This is a genomic window from Methylobacterium sp. C25, assembly GCF_021352225.1.
GTDB lineage: Bacteria > Pseudomonadota > Alphaproteobacteria > Rhizobiales > Beijerinckiaceae > Methylobacterium.
On the sequence record NZ_JAAUVI010000005.1, the window covers coordinates 168,787 to 182,740 of the forward strand.

Consider the following 13,954-nt stretch of genomic DNA (forward strand, 5'->3'; position numbering starts at 1 on the left):
CCGAGGCGGCGAGCGTTGGATTGCCCCGAGGTCAGTTGTGGATCGTGGAGCGGTCACCCCTCACCGAGTCGTCGGCAGCAGCATGTCGGGCAGCCAGAGGGCGATGCCGGGCACGAGGCAGAGCACCAGGATCGCCACCGCCATCAGGATCACGAAGGGCAGCGTTCCCCAGATGATGTCCGAGAGCGGGATGTCGGGCGCGATGTTCTTGATGACGAAGATGTTGAGGCCCACCGGCGGGTGGATCAGGCCCATCTCCATGGTGATGGTCATCACCACGCCGAACCAGACCAGGTCGAACCCGGCAGCCTTGAGAGGCGGAAGGATGATCGGCGCGGTCATCAGGATGATCGAGACCGGCGGCAGGAAGAAGCCGAGCACGACGACGAGAAGCAGGATCATCAGCAGCAGAAGCCACGGGGAGAGCTGCATCGCCACGATGGCCGAGGCGGCCGACTGCGAGATGTGCAGGTAGCTCATCACGTAGGCGTAGAGCAGCGACATACCGATGATGAGCATCAGCATGGTCGATTCGCGGAGTGTCGCCATAAGGATCGGGCTGACGTCCTTGATCCGCCAGACGCCGTAGATCAGCGCGATCAGCAGAAGCGCCAGCAAGCCGCCGAGGCCCGCCGTCTCCGAAGGCGTGGCATAGCCGCCATAGAGCGCGACCATCACGCCGGTAAGCAACACCACGAATGGTAGCACCCTCGGCAGCGTCGAGAAGCGCTGACTCATCGAGTAGCGATCCTCGGTGAGGATCGGCGAGCGCGGCCCGCCGGCCTCGAAGGCGACCTTAGCTGCCGCGTATTCCGACCGGAAGCGGTAGATCGCCCAGGCCGAAAACAGTCCGACGAGGAGTAGGCCCGGCCCAATGCCGGCGAGAAACAGCCGTCCGAGGGACTGCTCTGCAGCGACCGCATAAAGGATCATGGTGATCGAGGGCGGCAGCAGGATGCCGAGCGTGCCGCCCGCGGCGATGATCCCGGCGGCGAAGCCTGGCGAGTAGCCGCGCTTGCGCATTTCGGGGATGCCGGCCGAGCCGATCGCCGAGCAGGTGGCCGGGCTCGACCCGGCCATTGCGGCGAAGAGAGCGCAGGCGAAAACGTTGGCGATGCCGAGGCCGCCTGGGATGCGCTGCATCCAGGCATGCATGGCCGAATAGAGGTCCTGGCCGGCCTTCGAGCGCCCGATCGCCGCGCCCTTCAGGATGAAGAGCGGGATCGAGAGCAGCGTGATCGAGGCCATTTCCTCGTAGACGTTCTGCGTCACCGTATCGAGCGAGGCGCCCGGCATGAACGCGAACATGAAGGCGAGCGCGACGAAGCCGAGGGCGAAGGCGATGGGGATGCCGGACAGCATCGCCCCGAGCGTCGCTCCGGCGTAGAGGAAGCCGATCGCGGCGGTGCTCATCGGTGATCTCCAGAGGCGGTCCCTGACGTCCCGGCCATCGAGTCGGGACCTTCGAGGGGCGCGTCGTGCCTGTCCTTGTTGAGGTCGGCGCCGAGTCCGATCTTGGGCTGCGCCCAACCGGCGCTTTTCGGCCCGTAGAGCAGCCCTTCTGCGATCTGCAACACGAACTGAATCGTCAGCAGCGTCATGCCCGCGGCCATCAGACCGTAGGGGATCGAGAGGGGCGGCCCCCAGGTCGATTGGGAAGTCTGCCCGTCGACATAAGCCTCGTGGAAGAGCGACCAGCTCTTCCAGGTGAAGAAGGCGACGAAGGCGAGGCTGATGATATCCGCCAGGAGCAGGCGAATGCGGTTCACCTTCGGCGACAGCAGCCCGGTCAGCGCCTCGATGGCGACGTGGCCGCGCTTGGCCTGCACGGCGGCGGCCGAGAAAAAGGTGGCGCCGACGATCAGGAACACTGCCATCTCGTCCTGCCACTCGGTCGCCTCGTTGAAGAGGTGGCGGACGAGCACGCTATAGCTCAGCACGAGGCAGGCCGCGACGAGTGCAGCCCCGCCCAGGAGCAGAATGGTCTGATTCACGAACCGCATCGCGCGGTCGAGGACACCGAGAAGGCCGGGGACCCGCGGCTCAGCGGAGGCGTGGGTCTCCGGAGCCGCGGTGGCGGCGTCGAAAGCGTGGCTCACGACACCTGCTCGGCCAGCTTGAGCAGCTCGGCACAGGACGCGCTCTTCGCGGCGTAATCTTTCCAGGCCGTGTCGCGCGCGATGTCTCGCCACTTACCCATCGTCTGCTCGTCGAGCTGCTGCACCTTGGCGCCGGCCTTGGAGAAGACCTGCTCGACTTTGGTGTCGTCGGCCTTTGCACCCTCCTGGCCGAACGTCTCCATCTCGGTGCCGACTGCCATGATCATGTCCTGCTGATCCTTCGGCAGGCCCGCAAAGATGGTTTTCGACATCATGATCGGCTCGAGCATGAACCAGTAGGAGCGCTCGCGACCCGAGGTCAGGTGCTTCGAGAGCTCTTCTAGGCGGAACGAAATCAGGCTGGTGGAAGAGGTCAGTAGCGCGTCGCAGGCGCCGGTCTGCATCGCAGCATAAGATTCGTTGGATGGAATCGAGAGTGTGGCGGCGCCCGCCTGCTTCATCACCATGTCCATCTCGCGCGATCCGCCGCGCACCTTGAGGCCTTTGGCATCCTCGGGAGCGACGAGCTGGCGCTCGCGGCTGGCGACGCCGCCGGCCTGCCAGACCCAGGAGACCAGAATAATACCCTTGGAATCGAGCACCTCGGTGAGCTTCTTCCCGACTGGGGCATTCTTCCAGGCGATGCCTTGGGCGTAGGAGGTCACCAAGGCCGGCATCAGGCCGATGTTCAACTCGGCAACCTCGCCGCCGGCATAGGGCGACGGGTACAGCGACATGTCCAGCGCGCCCTTGCGCATGGCGCCGAACTGCGCGTTCGTCTTCATCAGGGAGGAGCCAGGATAGACCTGGATCTCGAGTGCGCCCTTTGAGCGCTCGGCGATGGCGGCCGCGAACTTCCGGCACATGCGATCGCGGAAATCGCCCTCGTCGATGGTGCCGCCGGGAAACTGGTGGGAGAGCTTCAGCGTGGTCGCGGCCTGGGCAGCGCCGGTGCCGAGCTTCAAGAGAGCCGGCGCAGCAAGGCCGGCCGCGACGAAATGGCGGCGAGTCAGGATCATGGCGTTTCGCTCCCGAGCGAGGTCTGTCTTGTCCGCATCTCTGCCGGATGCGAGTTTGCGCAATCTTGCACAGTTTCGTATATTTTCAAGCGATCTTGTGCTGTTCTGAATACGGAAACGTGCAAAACCTTTCATTGCGTATTCACGGTCGAGCGCGACGACCGGCCGGTGCCGGTCGTGTACTGGCCGTGTGTTAGGACCCTCTCACAGTGGCCGTCCCGCTTCACCAAAAAATCGCATGGACGAGGGATGGCGGCTCGCCGCATGGCTTGACGCTCAGGTTGGGCGTCGGCTCAGGTTGGCGCAGGGCGGAACGAGGGTGCGGGCGATGGACGGCGAAGTAATCGAGGAGCGGGAGCTACTCTCGGACCGCATCCACAATGCGCTGACCGACGCCATCACTTCGGGCAGCCTCGCTGCCGGCACGGCGCTCGACGAGCAGGAACTCGCCTCGCGCTTCGGCGCCTCGCGCACACCGGTCCGGGAGGCTCTGCGCCAGCTCGCCTTCAACGGCCTCGTCGAGCTACGTCCGCGCCGCGGCGCCGTCGTCACGCGTATGACGCCCGAGCGCATCGCCGACATGTTCGAGACGACCGCCGAGATCGAGGCGATGTGCACGCGTCTCGCGACCTACCGGATGACGCTCCTCGAACGCAGCCGCCTGATCGACCTGCACGAGTCCTCGGCAGCGATTGTCGAGGCCGGGGACGTCGACGCCTACGACGCTTTCAACCGGGCCTTCCACGAAACTCTGTATCAGGCGACGCACAACGCCTTCATGGCGGAGCAGGCGCTCGGCATTCGCTGGCGGCTCTCGGCCTTTCGCCGGACGCAACTGCGGCACGGCGAGCGCATCCGATTCTCGCGCGATGAGCACGGCGCCATACTCGCCGCCATGGCACAGGGCGACGGCGAGTCCGCGGCACGGCACATGCGCGCCCACATGCTCAACGCCGCGAGCGCGCTCGGCCGCTACATTGCCGAGCAGACGGACGGTTAGGGCCGCGCCCCGACTGAAAGGGATCACCAAGTCAATCGATCGATGCGGCGATACTTTTAGTAATTCGGCGTCCATCTCGGCGCGAAGCGCCTCAGGCCTGGATCGGCTTGTCTGCCCGCGCCCGATAAGACAACGCCTCGGCGAGATGGATGCGCCGCACTCTCTCCTCCCCGTCGAGATCCGCCAGCGTTCGTGCCACCCGTAGTGTCCGGTGGAAGCCGCGGGCGGAGAGCCGCATCGTTTCGGCGGCGTCGCGGATCAGGGCGGTGCCGTCGGCGTCCGGCGCGGCCGCCTCTTCGATGACGGTCGCCGGGCAGGTGGCATTGGTGATCGCGGGGCCGAGGCCGTGTTCGGCGTAGCGCTTCGTCTGTCGCTCGCGCGCGGCACTGACTCGGGCTGCCACTTCGCGCGAGCCCTCGGCGGGTGGCGGCAGGATCAGGTCGGCGGCGGTGACCGCGCCGACCTCGATGCGCAGGTCGATGCGATCGAGCAGCGGACCGGAGATGCGCGCGCCGTACTGCGCCATGCAGCGATCGTTCGGTCCGCGCCGACAGGCATAGCCCGGCTCCAGCGCCTGCCCGCAACGACATGGATTCATCGCCGCGACGAGCTGGAAGCGGGCCGGATAGGTCACGCGGTGGTTGGCGCGCGCGATCATCACTTCGCCCGTCTCCATAGGTTGGCGCAGCGAGTCGAGCACCTGCGGCTGGAACTCCGGCAATTCGTCTAGGAACAGCACGCCACCATGGGCGAGTGACGCCTCTCCAGGCCGTGCATTGATGCCGCCGCCGACCAGTGCTGCCATCGAGGCCGAGTGGTGCGGCTGCCGGAACGGCCGCCGGTTTGAGAGCGCGCCGCCCTTGATCTGTCCGGCCACCGACTGGATCATCGAGACTTCGAGCAATTCTCGCGGCGACAGAGCCGGCAGGATCGATGGCAGCCGGGCGGCCAGCATCGACTTGCCGGCTCCGGGCGGCCCGTTCATCAAGAGGTTGTGCCCTCCAGCTGCCGCGATCTCCAATGCGCGCTTGGCGCCCTCTTGGCCCTTGATGTCGCGCAGATCCGGCAGCGGTCCGCTCGATGCAGCGATGGCGGCTACCGGCCGCGCCATGACCTGGCTGCCCTTGAAGTGGTTGGCGAGCTGGATCAGCGAGCGCGGCGCCAGCACGTCCATGTCGCCGGCCGCCCAGGCCGCTTCCGGCCCACAGGCGGCGGGACAGATCAGGCCCAGCCCGCGCTCGTTGGCTGCCATCGCCGCCGGCAACACGCCTGCGACCGCGGTGAGCGAACCGTCCAGCGCCAACTCGCCGAGCACGCAATAGCCGGCGAGCGCGTCGGCCGGCAGGGCTTCGATGGCACCCATTACACCGAGCGCGATTGGCAGGTCGTAATGCGAGCCCTCCTTCGGGAGGTCGGCGGGCGCGAGGTTCACGGTGATGCGCTTGGCCGGCAGGGCCAGTCCCGAGGCGATCAGCGCCGACCGCACTCGCTCGCGTGATTCTGCCACCGCCTTGTCGGGCAGCCCGACCACGTTGAACGCGACCATGCCGGCCGCGATCTGCACCTGAACGTCGACGGCCCGCGCCTCGATCCCCTCGAAGGCCACGGTGGCGACGCGCGTGACCATGTCGAAATGCGAGCCCCTTATCCGCGCTCAAGCTTAAGCTTGGCGTTGTGTCGTGACAACCGCAGGCTGCCGGCTCGCTGGGGACGGTGGTGGAACGCTCGGCAGGTTGGGCCGTTCGCAAGGCGTTCCCTCAGTTCCGGAGATCTCTCATGTCCGCACGCGCTTTCGGCCTGTCCGCCATGGTCCTCTCGCTCGCCCTCGCAGCACCTGCTTTCGCCGACCAGAAGTTGCCGGCCGAGCAGCAGTCCAAGGTCGAGGAGGTTCTCAAGAAGCAGGGCTTCACGACCTGGAAGGAGATCGAGCTAGACGACGGTATGATCGAGGTGGACGATGCCATCGACGCGAACGGCAAGAAGTCGGATCTCAAGCTCGACCCCAAGACGCTCGAGATCGTCAAGCGCAAGGCTGAGTGATCGGCGCTCGCGGCCGCTCAGCGCTTCGTCGCCTTGAAGTACTCGCCCGGACCGGCGGCTCCCGCCGGCAGGTCTGGGCGAAACCCGTCCCATCGGGTCAGCACCTTGCCGTCCTCCCCGCGTTCCAGCGTGAACAGGGTCTGGCCCGGCTTGTAGATGGCGACGCCATACTTGTTGACGGTCCGGCCATCGTCGTAACCGTGAAACATCACGCTCAGGGCTTTCGCATCTCCACTGGCGTGGCAGACGATGCGCTCGTCCGTCTGGAAGCCGCTCGCCGAGACGAGGCAGCCGCCGCGTGCCGCACCCGGTACCACGACGAGATCGTAGGTTATCAGGATCGGAGAACCGCCCGCGGTCTTGCCGCCGTCGAACGTGTAGCTGTAGGCACCCTTCCAGTCAGCTGTCGTTTGCGCCTGGGCATCGGCTCCGCCGAGGGCGGCGATGGCGATTATGGCGGCTCCCAGCTGTCTCATGGCGTCCCAACCTCTTCACGACGATCGGGAAGACGATGGCGATCCTTGTGGTCAAAATCCGACATCCCAGATCGTGAGCGAGGAAACGTGGTGGCTCGCGGCAGCCGGCTCGATCCGGCTTGCATCGTCCGAGCATGCCGGCCATATACGGCTCGGGAGGTTGGCGAGGGACGTATCACTCGCCAACCGGGTCAGGTCCGGAAGGAAGCAGCCCTAACGAGACCGAGCGGGTCTTTGTCCAGCCTCCCACCCTCGCCTCTCGGCGAGTGCGCCGCCCCGGGGAGGGGCACAACCCGACATCTAACGCGGCATGGACGACACTCTCGGCACGCTGATCGATGAGCCGGGGTTGCCTGGCATGCCGGCGTCTGCGCCCGCCGCCCGAAATGTCGCGACTCCGTACCGGGTTCTTGCCCGCAAATACCGTCCGCAGACCTTCGACGACCTGATCGGCCAGGGCGCCATGGTACGCACGCTGGCCAACGCCTTCCAGGCGAACCGCATTCCGCAAGCCTGGATGCTCACGGGCGTGCGCGGCGTCGGCAAGACCACCACTGCACGTATCCTAGCGCGCGGCCTGAACTACGTGCGTCCAGGCCAGCCCGATACAGGCCCTACCGTCGAGATGCCGGAACTCGGTCTGCACTGCCAGGCGATCATGGAATCGCGCCATCTCGATGTGCTCGAGATGGACGCCGCCTCCCATACCGGCATCGACGACGTGCGCTCCATCATCGACGGCATCCGCTACGGGCCGGTCTCGGCGCGCTACAAGGTCTACATCGTCGACGAGGTCCACATGCTCTCGGAGAAGGCGTTCAACGCCTTCCTGAAGACGCTGGAAGAGCCGCCGCCCCACGCGAAGTTCGTGTTCGCCACCACCGAGATCCGCAAGGTTCCGGTGACGATTCTGTCGCGCTGCCAGCGTTTCGACCTGCGTCGCGTCGAGGCGGACGTCCTGTCAGAGCATCTCAAGAAGATCTGCACGGCCGAGAGCGTCGAGGCGGAAGCCGAGGCCGTTGCCGCCATCGTACGCGCGGCCGAGGGCTCTGTGCGTGATGCACTCTCGTTGCTCGACCAGGCCATCGCCCACGGCGCCGGCGCGGTGAGCGCTGCCTCGGTGCGCGACATGCTCGGCCTCGCCGATCGTGGCCGCGTGGTCGACCTGTTCGAAGCCGCCATGCGCGGCGACATCCCGGCCGCCTTCGGCGAGTTGCGTGCGCAATATGATTCCGGCGCCGATCCCGGGATCGTGCTGTCGGATCTCGCCGGATTTACGCACCTCGTCACGCGCCTGAAGCTGGTGCCCGAGGCTGCCGCAGCCGATCCGTCGCTGAGCGATGTCGAACGCACCCGCGGAGCCGAGTTCGCACAAAAACTCTCGGTACGGGCGCTGTCGCGCGCTTGGCAGATCCTGCTCAAGGCGATCCCCGAGGTGCAGGCCGCGCCGCGCCCGCTCGCGGCGGCCGAGATGGCGCTCGTGCGTCTCGCCTATGCCGCCGACCTGCCGACGCCCGACGAGGCCCTGCGCAGCCTGAGGAGCGATGTGGGCTCCGGCGCCGGTCCCGGCTCCGAAGGCGGCGGGCGCCCCCTGCCCGCCCCGCGCGCCTCGCTGCCGGATTCGCCGAGGCCCCAGCTCTCCGCGGTGCAGGGCGGCGGGGCAATGCCACGGCCTGCGCCCTCGCCCGAGACCGTCGTTGCGGCCTCTCCGCAGCCGCAGGCGCCGCGTCTCGGGCGCTTCGAGGACGTGGTGGCGCTGGCCAATGAGCGCCGCGACATCACCCTTAAGATTGCCCTCGAACGCGACGTGCACCTTGTTCGCTTTGAGGAAGGGCGGATCGAGCTGCGCCTCGGCCAGGGCGCGAAGTCGAGCCTGCCGGTCGACCTGTCCAAGGCGCTCCAGCAATGGACCGGTCGCAATTGGCTGGTCAGCGTATCGCGGGAGGCCGGCGCGCCGACGCTGGCCGCCGCAGCTCGCGAGCTAGAGGAGAACCGCCATCGCGATGCGGCGAGCCACCCGCTGGTGCGCGAGGTCCTAGCGCGTTTCCCCGGCGCCCAGATCGTCGACGTGCGCGACAAGGCTCAGGACACTGCCGCCGATATCGCCGAGATGCCGCCGCCGCCCGATGCCATGGGCGAGGACGAGGTGGACGACGACGCTTGATCGTAACCCGCTGCTTCGCGGTCACGCGCACGCGGCTTCCAGAAGTCGGCTCTTCCGATGATCGCTCCAAGCAAGATCTCCGTCATCGTCAACCGCGACGGCACCGACAACCAAGCACTGCTCGATAGTGTAGCGGCAAGCTGGCGCGGCCTCGGCTACGCGGTCGTTGGGGTTCTGGCGGAGCTGCAGAGCGAGGATGCTGCCTGCAGCGCCGGGTTCCTTCGCGACCTGGTCTCGGGTCGGCGGTTTTCGATGGCGCTCGATCAGGCGCCGGCCGGATCGAGTTGCCATCTCGACACCGATGGCGTGGGCGCTGCCTGCATGCAGCTGCTACCGCAGATTCCTGCAAGCGACGTGATCGTCCTCAGCAAGTTCGGAAAGCTGGAGGCGGGGCAACAAGGCCTGTGGGAAGCTTTCGCCGAAGGGATCGGCCATGCCAAGCCGCTGCTCACGACCGTCTCTGCCAAACATGTTGATGCCTTGAAAGCGGCCATGCCCTCTGTGGCTTGGCTGGACCCGGACCCCCTCTCGCTCGCGGACTGGGTGAACGCGGTCGCACCGCGCGTTGCTGCCTGAACCTTCGCCGGCTCACCGTGTCGGTCGTGCCCCGGCCCACCGCCTTCGTGTTAGAGGTCGCTCAGATCTTCACCGGGGCGCTTCGACTCGAAACCTCGTCCAAGACATAGAGATGCGCGCCGACGGAACTTCTCCGATGACGTCGTCGGCCGTGCGAAACGAAGGATCTTCCATCTCATGCGCGACATCATGGGCATCATGAAGCAGGCTCAGGCCATGCAGGAGAAAATGAGTTCCTTGCAAGGCGAACTCGATACCGTCGAGGTGAGCGGCGCCTCGGGTGGCGGCGCGGTCAATGTGACGATGACGGCCAAGGGCTTGGTCAAGGGCGTAGCGATCGATCCGGCGCTGATGATCCCGGACGAGCGCGAGATCCTCGAGGATCTCATCGTCGCCGCCGTCAACGATGCCCGCGGCAAGGCGGAGGCCACCGCCCAGGAGAAGATGGCCGAGTTGACCAAGGGCCTTCCGCTGCCCCCGGGCATGAAACTGCCTTTTTAGGGCTTCGCCGGGAAGCCTCCCTCCTGGGGAGGGAGGCTGGTCGTCCAAGGTCTCAGGAAACCGGTTCGGGAGCTCTTGTCGATTGAAGAGCACCGGGCACTGGCAGCAGGCGCTCGAATTCCAGCACATGGTCCGCATGGGCGATCGTCGCCGGGCGGTGGGCGACGATGACACGCGTCATCTTGAACTCGCGGAGCGCCTGCGCGATCGCGGCCTCGGTGGGCTCGTCGAGCGCGCTCGTCGCCTCGTCGAGAAACAGGATTTCCGGACGCTGGTAGAGGGCGCGTGCGAGGATCACACGCTGTTTCTGACCGCCCGAGAGCGTCGAGCCCATGTCGCCCACGAGTGTCTCGAAGCCCATCGGTGTCTTGCGGATGTCGTTGAGGATGGCGGCGCGGGCAGCGCATTCCTCGATCCAGGCCGGGTCGGGATGCTCGTCGAAACAGGCGATGTTCTCGGCGATGGAGCCGGCGAAGAGGCCGTCGCTCTGCATCACGCCGGCGATGCGCTTGCGATAGGCGGCAGCGCCCACCGTCTTGATGTCCCGCCCGTCGATCAGGACATTGCCCTCCGTGGCCGAGAGAAGGCCCATGAGGATCTTCATCACCGAGCTCTTACCGCAGCCCGAGGGGCCGATGATGGCGAAGCAGGTGCCCGGTGCGACCTGGAAGCTGAGATTGCGGAAGACCCAAGGCTCGTCGGCGCCGTAACGCAGGGACAGGCCATTGGCGACGATCGACCCGCGCGGAGCCCCGCCCTCGATCGTGGCCGGGGCGGCCACGGGCTTGGCGTTGGCCGGCTCTTCCGGGTCGGTCATGACGATGTCCGAGAGCCGGTCGGTCTGCACGTTGAGCATGCGCAACTGGAAGCCGGAATTGATCAGGTTGCCGACGCGGGTCGAGAACTGATCGCGGTAGGTCAGGAAGGCCACCAGCATGCCGAGGGACATCGACTGGTCGATCACCGCGCGTGCCCCCAGCACCAATAGGATCAGTCGGTCGGCGCCGGCCAGAAGCTCGCTGGCGCGGCCGAAGACGAGGTCGAGGCGCTGGAGCCGCAGCCGCGCGTTCAGTGCCGTAACGAACTGGTTCATCCAGGTGCCGCGCCGCCGCTCGCGCAGGCCGAGCAGCTTCACACTCGCCATGCCGCGCACGGTCTCGATGAAGTGCGTCTGCTGACGGGCCTCGGCGACGATCGCCTCTTCGGTCCCCTCCTTGTAGGCGTTGTAGGCGACGATGCGCAGGCCGGCATTGATCGCGGTGGAAAGCAGCGCCACCAGCGCCAGCCAGCCGCCGTAGAGGAAGAGCATGATCAGCATGCCGATCGACATCACGCCGTCGAGCACTGCCTGGACGAGATCGGTGGTCAGTCCCTTCTGGATGGTGGCGAGCGAGCCGAAGCGCGAGATCACATCGCCGACATGCCGCTTCTCAAAATAGTCGAGTGGCAGCCGCGAGAGATGGTCGAACAGGCTGCCGGACCATTGGTAATTCAGCTTGGTGCCCGTCAGCATGATCGCCCAGGTCCGGGCGACGCCCAGCGCCAGCTGGATCAGCAGCAGCAGCGCGAGGCCGATGGCGACGACGAGGAGCAGGTCGAGATCCGCGTTGACGATGACCTCGTCGATGACGATCTGCGAGGCGATCGGCATCAGGATGTTGACGAGCTCGATGCCGATCGAGAGCGCCAGGATCGACATCATCGCCGGTCGGATGCCGCGCAGGTTCCGGAAGAGATCGCCCAGCGCGAGGCCCTTGGTGACCTTCTCGCGCACGAAGCTCTGGTTCGGCGTCACCTCCAGCGCGACACCCGTGAAATCGCGCGAGGCCTCCTCGAGCGTGAGCGTGCGCCGACCACGGGCGGGGTCGTGGATCACGATGCCGCCGCGGGTGAGCGAGGCCAGCACCACGAAGTGGTTGAGGCCCCAGTGAAGAATGGCGGGCACCTTGAGGCGCCCGAGATCCTTCAGCTCTATCCGCAGGGCGCGGGTCGAGAGGCCCATCGTACCCGACAGGTCCATCAGGTTGCGCAGCGTCATGCCCTTGAGCGAGAGGGCGTGACGGCGGCGCATGGCGCCGAGATCGGTCTCGCGCCCGTGGAAGCCGAGCACCATGGCCAGGCAAGCCATGCCGCACTCCGCGGCTTCCGCCTGCAGGATGACCGGCAGGCGCCGGCCAAAGCCGAATTGCAGGCCAGCCTGCGAGATGCTGTCGAGAAGCTTCACTTTTGCAGCCCCTTCGGGCTGGCCAGTGGGCCGCCATCGGTGACGAGGTCGACGCTGCGCTTCACGTGGTAAAGCGGGTCCAGCAGCCAGCGATAGAGCGCGCGCTGTTCGAGGGCGATGTCGGCCTCGACGCGCATCCCGGCCTCGAGGCGGCGCTTCTCGCCATAGGCCAGCACACCATCGTCATCGGGCTTGACCACGATGCGGTAGACGCCGCCTTGGCTCTTGCGCTTCATCTCGTCTGGCGCGTCCTCGCCCTCCAACGGCGCACGCGTCACCTCGGTGACGACGCCGCGATAGAGCCCGAAGCGCTGGAACGGGAAGGCGGCGTAGCGCAGCATCACGCTCGCGCCGGTCTCGATGAAGCCAATCGCCGAGGAATCTACATAGAGGTTCGCCTGTAGCCGCCCCTCGCTCGGTAGGAGTGTCAGCAGGGTGGCGCCGGCCGCGACGCTCTGGCCGGGCTGGGCACGGATCGAGGTGAGGATGCCCTTCTCGGGCGCGCGGATCTCGATGGCGCGCTTGGCCTCGCTCTCTGCCTTCTGCTGTTCGAGCTGGGCGGCCGCGCGGTCCATCTCGGAAAGATCCTTGGCGAGCTTCTCGTCGAAGGAGCTGTACTGAGACTTCAGATCCGCGAGCTTGCCTTCGATCTGCAGCGAGCTCTGGCGGAACTGCGCGAGCTGCGAAGTCGACTGCATGTAGAGGTAGTTCTGGTTCTGGAAATCGGCCGCCCTTGCGAAACCTCGCGAGACGGCCGACGCCAGCTCGTCCGCCCGGGCCTTGAGCGGGGGGACCAGCTTCTCCTGGAGCTCGACCTGCTGCTTGATCTGCTCGGACTGGGATTCGAGGTTGGCGATCTGCTCCTGCAGAGAGCGCTTCTCGGTTCCGGCCATGGACGCGCGCAGGCGGCGCTGTTCCTCCATGCTCTCCTTTTGGCGGCCGAGCTGTGCAATGACGCGCTCCTGGGTCGGCCCGCTGGCGGAAACGGCGTCGACGTCGACCGTGTAGAGAAGACGCCCCTGCTCGACCTTGTCGCCTTCCTTGACGCCCGAGGCGCTGACTCGGCCGGCGACAGGGCTCGCTACGGTGATCAGGCCGACATCCGGCGCGAGCAGCCCCTGAGCGTGGACGCGGCGGGTGTACGTGCCAAGCACCGCATAGAGCAGCGTCGCCAGAACCAGGCCGATGCAGACATAAGCGACGATCCGGATCGGGAGGGGCTGAACGATCTGGGCCTCGCCGAGCCACGCATTGCGGCGCGCCTCGGTGACTTCCTTGCGGAATAGCGGCGTGGACATGAACACCTGTGATGACGCGCCGGGCCTGCGCGGGTTTTGCCGACGCCGGCTTGTCACAGGAGGGAAGGCCAAGCAATCCGAGCGGCCGTCACGCGCTAGAGAGCAGCACATGACCACCAAAACGGCCGCTGTGCTCAAGGGGGCGATCATTCTGAGCCGATCCGCCAACGCGGTTCGATCTGCCAGCGATCAGAAGTGCAGCAGTAAAGACATTTTGTCCGCACTGTTGGTTGCCGATTTACGGCAATAGCCTTCTCTTGAATTCAAAATTTCGACCAAGAAGCAGGCACGATCTCCTGCGGCGCCCTGCCGCATGTTCCGGAAAATGATCAATTTTCAGCGTGCTTTATTTGCTGAATTGAGTGCCCGCTGTCTTACTCCATACCATCGCCGTCGAACCCCGGAACCCGTCGCTTCGCGCCCGACAATCTGCGCTGGGGCTCACGGCGCGAGAGAAGTATATTCTGCTAATATCACGAGTTTGTGAGTAACTGATCGATAATGGCGGCGGAATTTTCTGCTGTTGCCGAAATGTACTGCAAATGATCGAATGTTTT

The 13,954-nt window shown here is 66.0% G+C and carries 13 protein-coding genes and 1 other RNA gene; 7 read left to right on the forward strand and 7 right to left on the reverse strand.

Going from position 1 to position 13,954, the window contains the following annotated elements:
- Positions 1 to 60: 60 nt before the first annotated feature.
- Genes HCU64_RS15380 through dctP form a run of 3 tightly spaced genes read right to left on the reverse strand, consistent with a single transcriptional unit; the run spans position 61 to position 3,118 of the window.
- On the reverse strand, positions 61 to 1,413 hold the full coding sequence (locus HCU64_RS15380; RefSeq protein ID WP_233384940.1) for a TRAP transporter large permease: 1,353 nt from the start codon (positions 1,411 to 1,413) through the stop codon (positions 61 to 63).
- Positions 1,410 to 2,099 carry a TRAP transporter small permease gene (locus tag HCU64_RS15385; protein WP_233384941.1) on the reverse strand — a complete coding sequence of 230 codons (690 nt, stop codon included), beginning with the start codon at positions 2,097 to 2,099 and terminating at the stop codon, positions 1,410 to 1,412. The genes HCU64_RS15380 and HCU64_RS15385 overlap by 4 nt, the downstream gene beginning before the upstream one ends.
- On the reverse strand, positions 2,096 to 3,118 hold the full coding sequence (gene dctP, locus HCU64_RS15390; RefSeq protein WP_233384942.1) for a TRAP transporter substrate-binding protein DctP: 1,023 nt from the start codon (positions 3,116 to 3,118) through the stop codon (positions 2,096 to 2,098). The genes HCU64_RS15385 and dctP overlap by 4 nt, the downstream gene beginning before the upstream one ends.
- 328 nt (positions 3,119 to 3,446) lie before the next feature.
- On the opposite strand from dctP, the gene HCU64_RS15395 reads away from it, so the two are divergent.
- Positions 3,447 to 4,118, forward strand: coding sequence for a GntR family transcriptional regulator (locus HCU64_RS15395; protein ID WP_233384943.1), 672 nt, complete (start codon positions 3,447 to 3,449; stop codon positions 4,116 to 4,118).
- Positions 4,119 to 4,209: 91 nt separating this feature from the next.
- Here HCU64_RS15395 and HCU64_RS15400 read toward each other — a convergent pair whose 3' ends face one another.
- Complete coding sequence (locus tag HCU64_RS15400; protein WP_233384944.1) at positions 4,210 to 5,745, reverse strand: YifB family Mg chelatase-like AAA ATPase; 1,536 nt, start codon at positions 5,743 to 5,745, stop codon at positions 4,210 to 4,212.
- Positions 5,746 to 5,894: 149 nt separating this feature from the next.
- Between HCU64_RS15400 and HCU64_RS15405 the strand changes: the two genes are divergently transcribed.
- Positions 5,895 to 6,158: a PepSY domain-containing protein gene (locus HCU64_RS15405; protein ID WP_442785971.1), complete on the forward strand. Its 264-nt coding sequence runs from the start codon at positions 5,895 to 5,897 to the stop codon at positions 6,156 to 6,158.
- A 17-nt stretch (positions 6,159 to 6,175) separates the two neighbouring features.
- Here the strand turns inward: HCU64_RS15405 and HCU64_RS15410 are convergent, their stop codons facing one another.
- A complete protein-coding gene (locus tag HCU64_RS15410; protein ID WP_233384945.1) occupies positions 6,176 to 6,634 on the reverse strand; it encodes a DUF5991 domain-containing protein in 459 nt (152 codons plus the stop codon).
- Positions 6,635 to 6,788: 154 nt separating this feature from the next.
- On the opposite strand from HCU64_RS15410, the gene ffs reads away from it, so the two are divergent.
- From ffs to HCU64_RS15430, 4 genes are all read left to right on the forward strand, one after another.
- An RNA gene (gene ffs / locus HCU64_RS15415) (signal recognition particle sRNA small type) lies at positions 6,789 to 6,885 on the forward strand.
- Between the two features lie 59 nt (positions 6,886 to 6,944).
- The gene (locus HCU64_RS15420) at positions 6,945 to 8,798 is read left to right on the forward strand and encodes a DNA polymerase III subunit gamma/tau (protein ID WP_233384947.1); all 1,854 of its coding nucleotides are present in this window, start codon (positions 6,945 to 6,947) and stop codon (positions 8,796 to 8,798) included.
- 57 nt (positions 8,799 to 8,855) lie between these two features.
- Positions 8,856 to 9,374 (forward strand): DUF2478 domain-containing protein, encoded by a 519-nt coding sequence (locus HCU64_RS15425; protein WP_233384948.1) that lies wholly within the window; start codon positions 8,856 to 8,858, stop codon positions 9,372 to 9,374.
- 177 nt (positions 9,375 to 9,551) lie between these two features.
- The gene (locus HCU64_RS15430) at positions 9,552 to 9,875 is read left to right on the forward strand and encodes a YbaB/EbfC family nucleoid-associated protein (RefSeq protein ID WP_233384949.1); all 324 of its coding nucleotides are present in this window, start codon (positions 9,552 to 9,554) and stop codon (positions 9,873 to 9,875) included.
- Between the two features lie 52 nt (positions 9,876 to 9,927).
- Here the strand turns inward: HCU64_RS15430 and HCU64_RS15435 are convergent, their stop codons facing one another.
- Positions 9,928 to 12,099 carry a peptidase domain-containing ABC transporter gene (locus tag HCU64_RS15435; protein ID WP_233384950.1) on the reverse strand — a complete coding sequence of 724 codons (2,172 nt, stop codon included), beginning with the start codon at positions 12,097 to 12,099 and terminating at the stop codon, positions 9,928 to 9,930.
- Positions 12,096 to 13,397 carry an HlyD family secretion protein gene (locus tag HCU64_RS15440; protein WP_233384951.1) on the reverse strand — a complete coding sequence of 434 codons (1,302 nt, stop codon included), beginning with the start codon at positions 13,395 to 13,397 and terminating at the stop codon, positions 12,096 to 12,098. The genes HCU64_RS15435 and HCU64_RS15440 overlap by 4 nt, the downstream gene beginning before the upstream one ends.
- On the opposite strand from HCU64_RS15440, the gene HCU64_RS15445 reads away from it, so the two are divergent.
- Positions 13,390 to 13,647, forward strand: coding sequence for a hypothetical protein (locus HCU64_RS15445; RefSeq protein WP_233384952.1), 258 nt, complete (start codon positions 13,390 to 13,392; stop codon positions 13,645 to 13,647). The genes HCU64_RS15440 and HCU64_RS15445 overlap by 8 nt on opposite strands.
- The last annotated feature ends 307 nt before the right edge of the window (positions 13,648 to 13,954 follow it).

What these genes read in the sequence shown, in the direction of transcription:
- HCU64_RS15380 (WP_233384940.1), bottom strand. Translation starts at nt 1,413, where the DNA reads ATGAGCACCGCCGCGATCGGCTTCCTCTACGCCGGAGCGACGCTCGGG.
- dctP (WP_233384942.1), bottom strand. Translation starts at nt 3,118, where the DNA reads ATGATCCTGACTCGCCGCCATTTCGTCGCGGCCGGCCTTGCTGCGCCG.
- HCU64_RS15395 (WP_233384943.1), top strand. Translation starts at nt 3,447, where the DNA reads ATGGACGGCGAAGTAATCGAGGAGCGGGAGCTACTCTCGGACCGCATC.
- HCU64_RS15400 (WP_233384944.1), bottom strand. Translation starts at nt 5,745, where the DNA reads ATGGTCACGCGCGTCGCCACCGTGGCCTTCGAGGGGATCGAGGCGCGG.
- HCU64_RS15405 (WP_442785971.1), top strand. Translation starts at nt 5,895, where the DNA reads ATGTCCGCACGCGCTTTCGGCCTGTCCGCCATGGTCCTCTCGCTCGCC.
- HCU64_RS15410 (WP_233384945.1), bottom strand. Translation starts at nt 6,634, where the DNA reads ATGAGACAGCTGGGAGCCGCCATAATCGCCATCGCCGCCCTCGGCGGA.
- HCU64_RS15420 (WP_233384947.1), top strand. Translation starts at nt 6,945, where the DNA reads ATGGACGACACTCTCGGCACGCTGATCGATGAGCCGGGGTTGCCTGGC.
- HCU64_RS15425 (WP_233384948.1), top strand. Translation starts at nt 8,856, where the DNA reads ATGATCGCTCCAAGCAAGATCTCCGTCATCGTCAACCGCGACGGCACC.
- HCU64_RS15430 (WP_233384949.1), top strand. Translation starts at nt 9,552, where the DNA reads ATGCGCGACATCATGGGCATCATGAAGCAGGCTCAGGCCATGCAGGAG.
- HCU64_RS15440 (WP_233384951.1), bottom strand. Translation starts at nt 13,397, where the DNA reads ATGTCCACGCCGCTATTCCGCAAGGAAGTCACCGAGGCGCGCCGCAAT.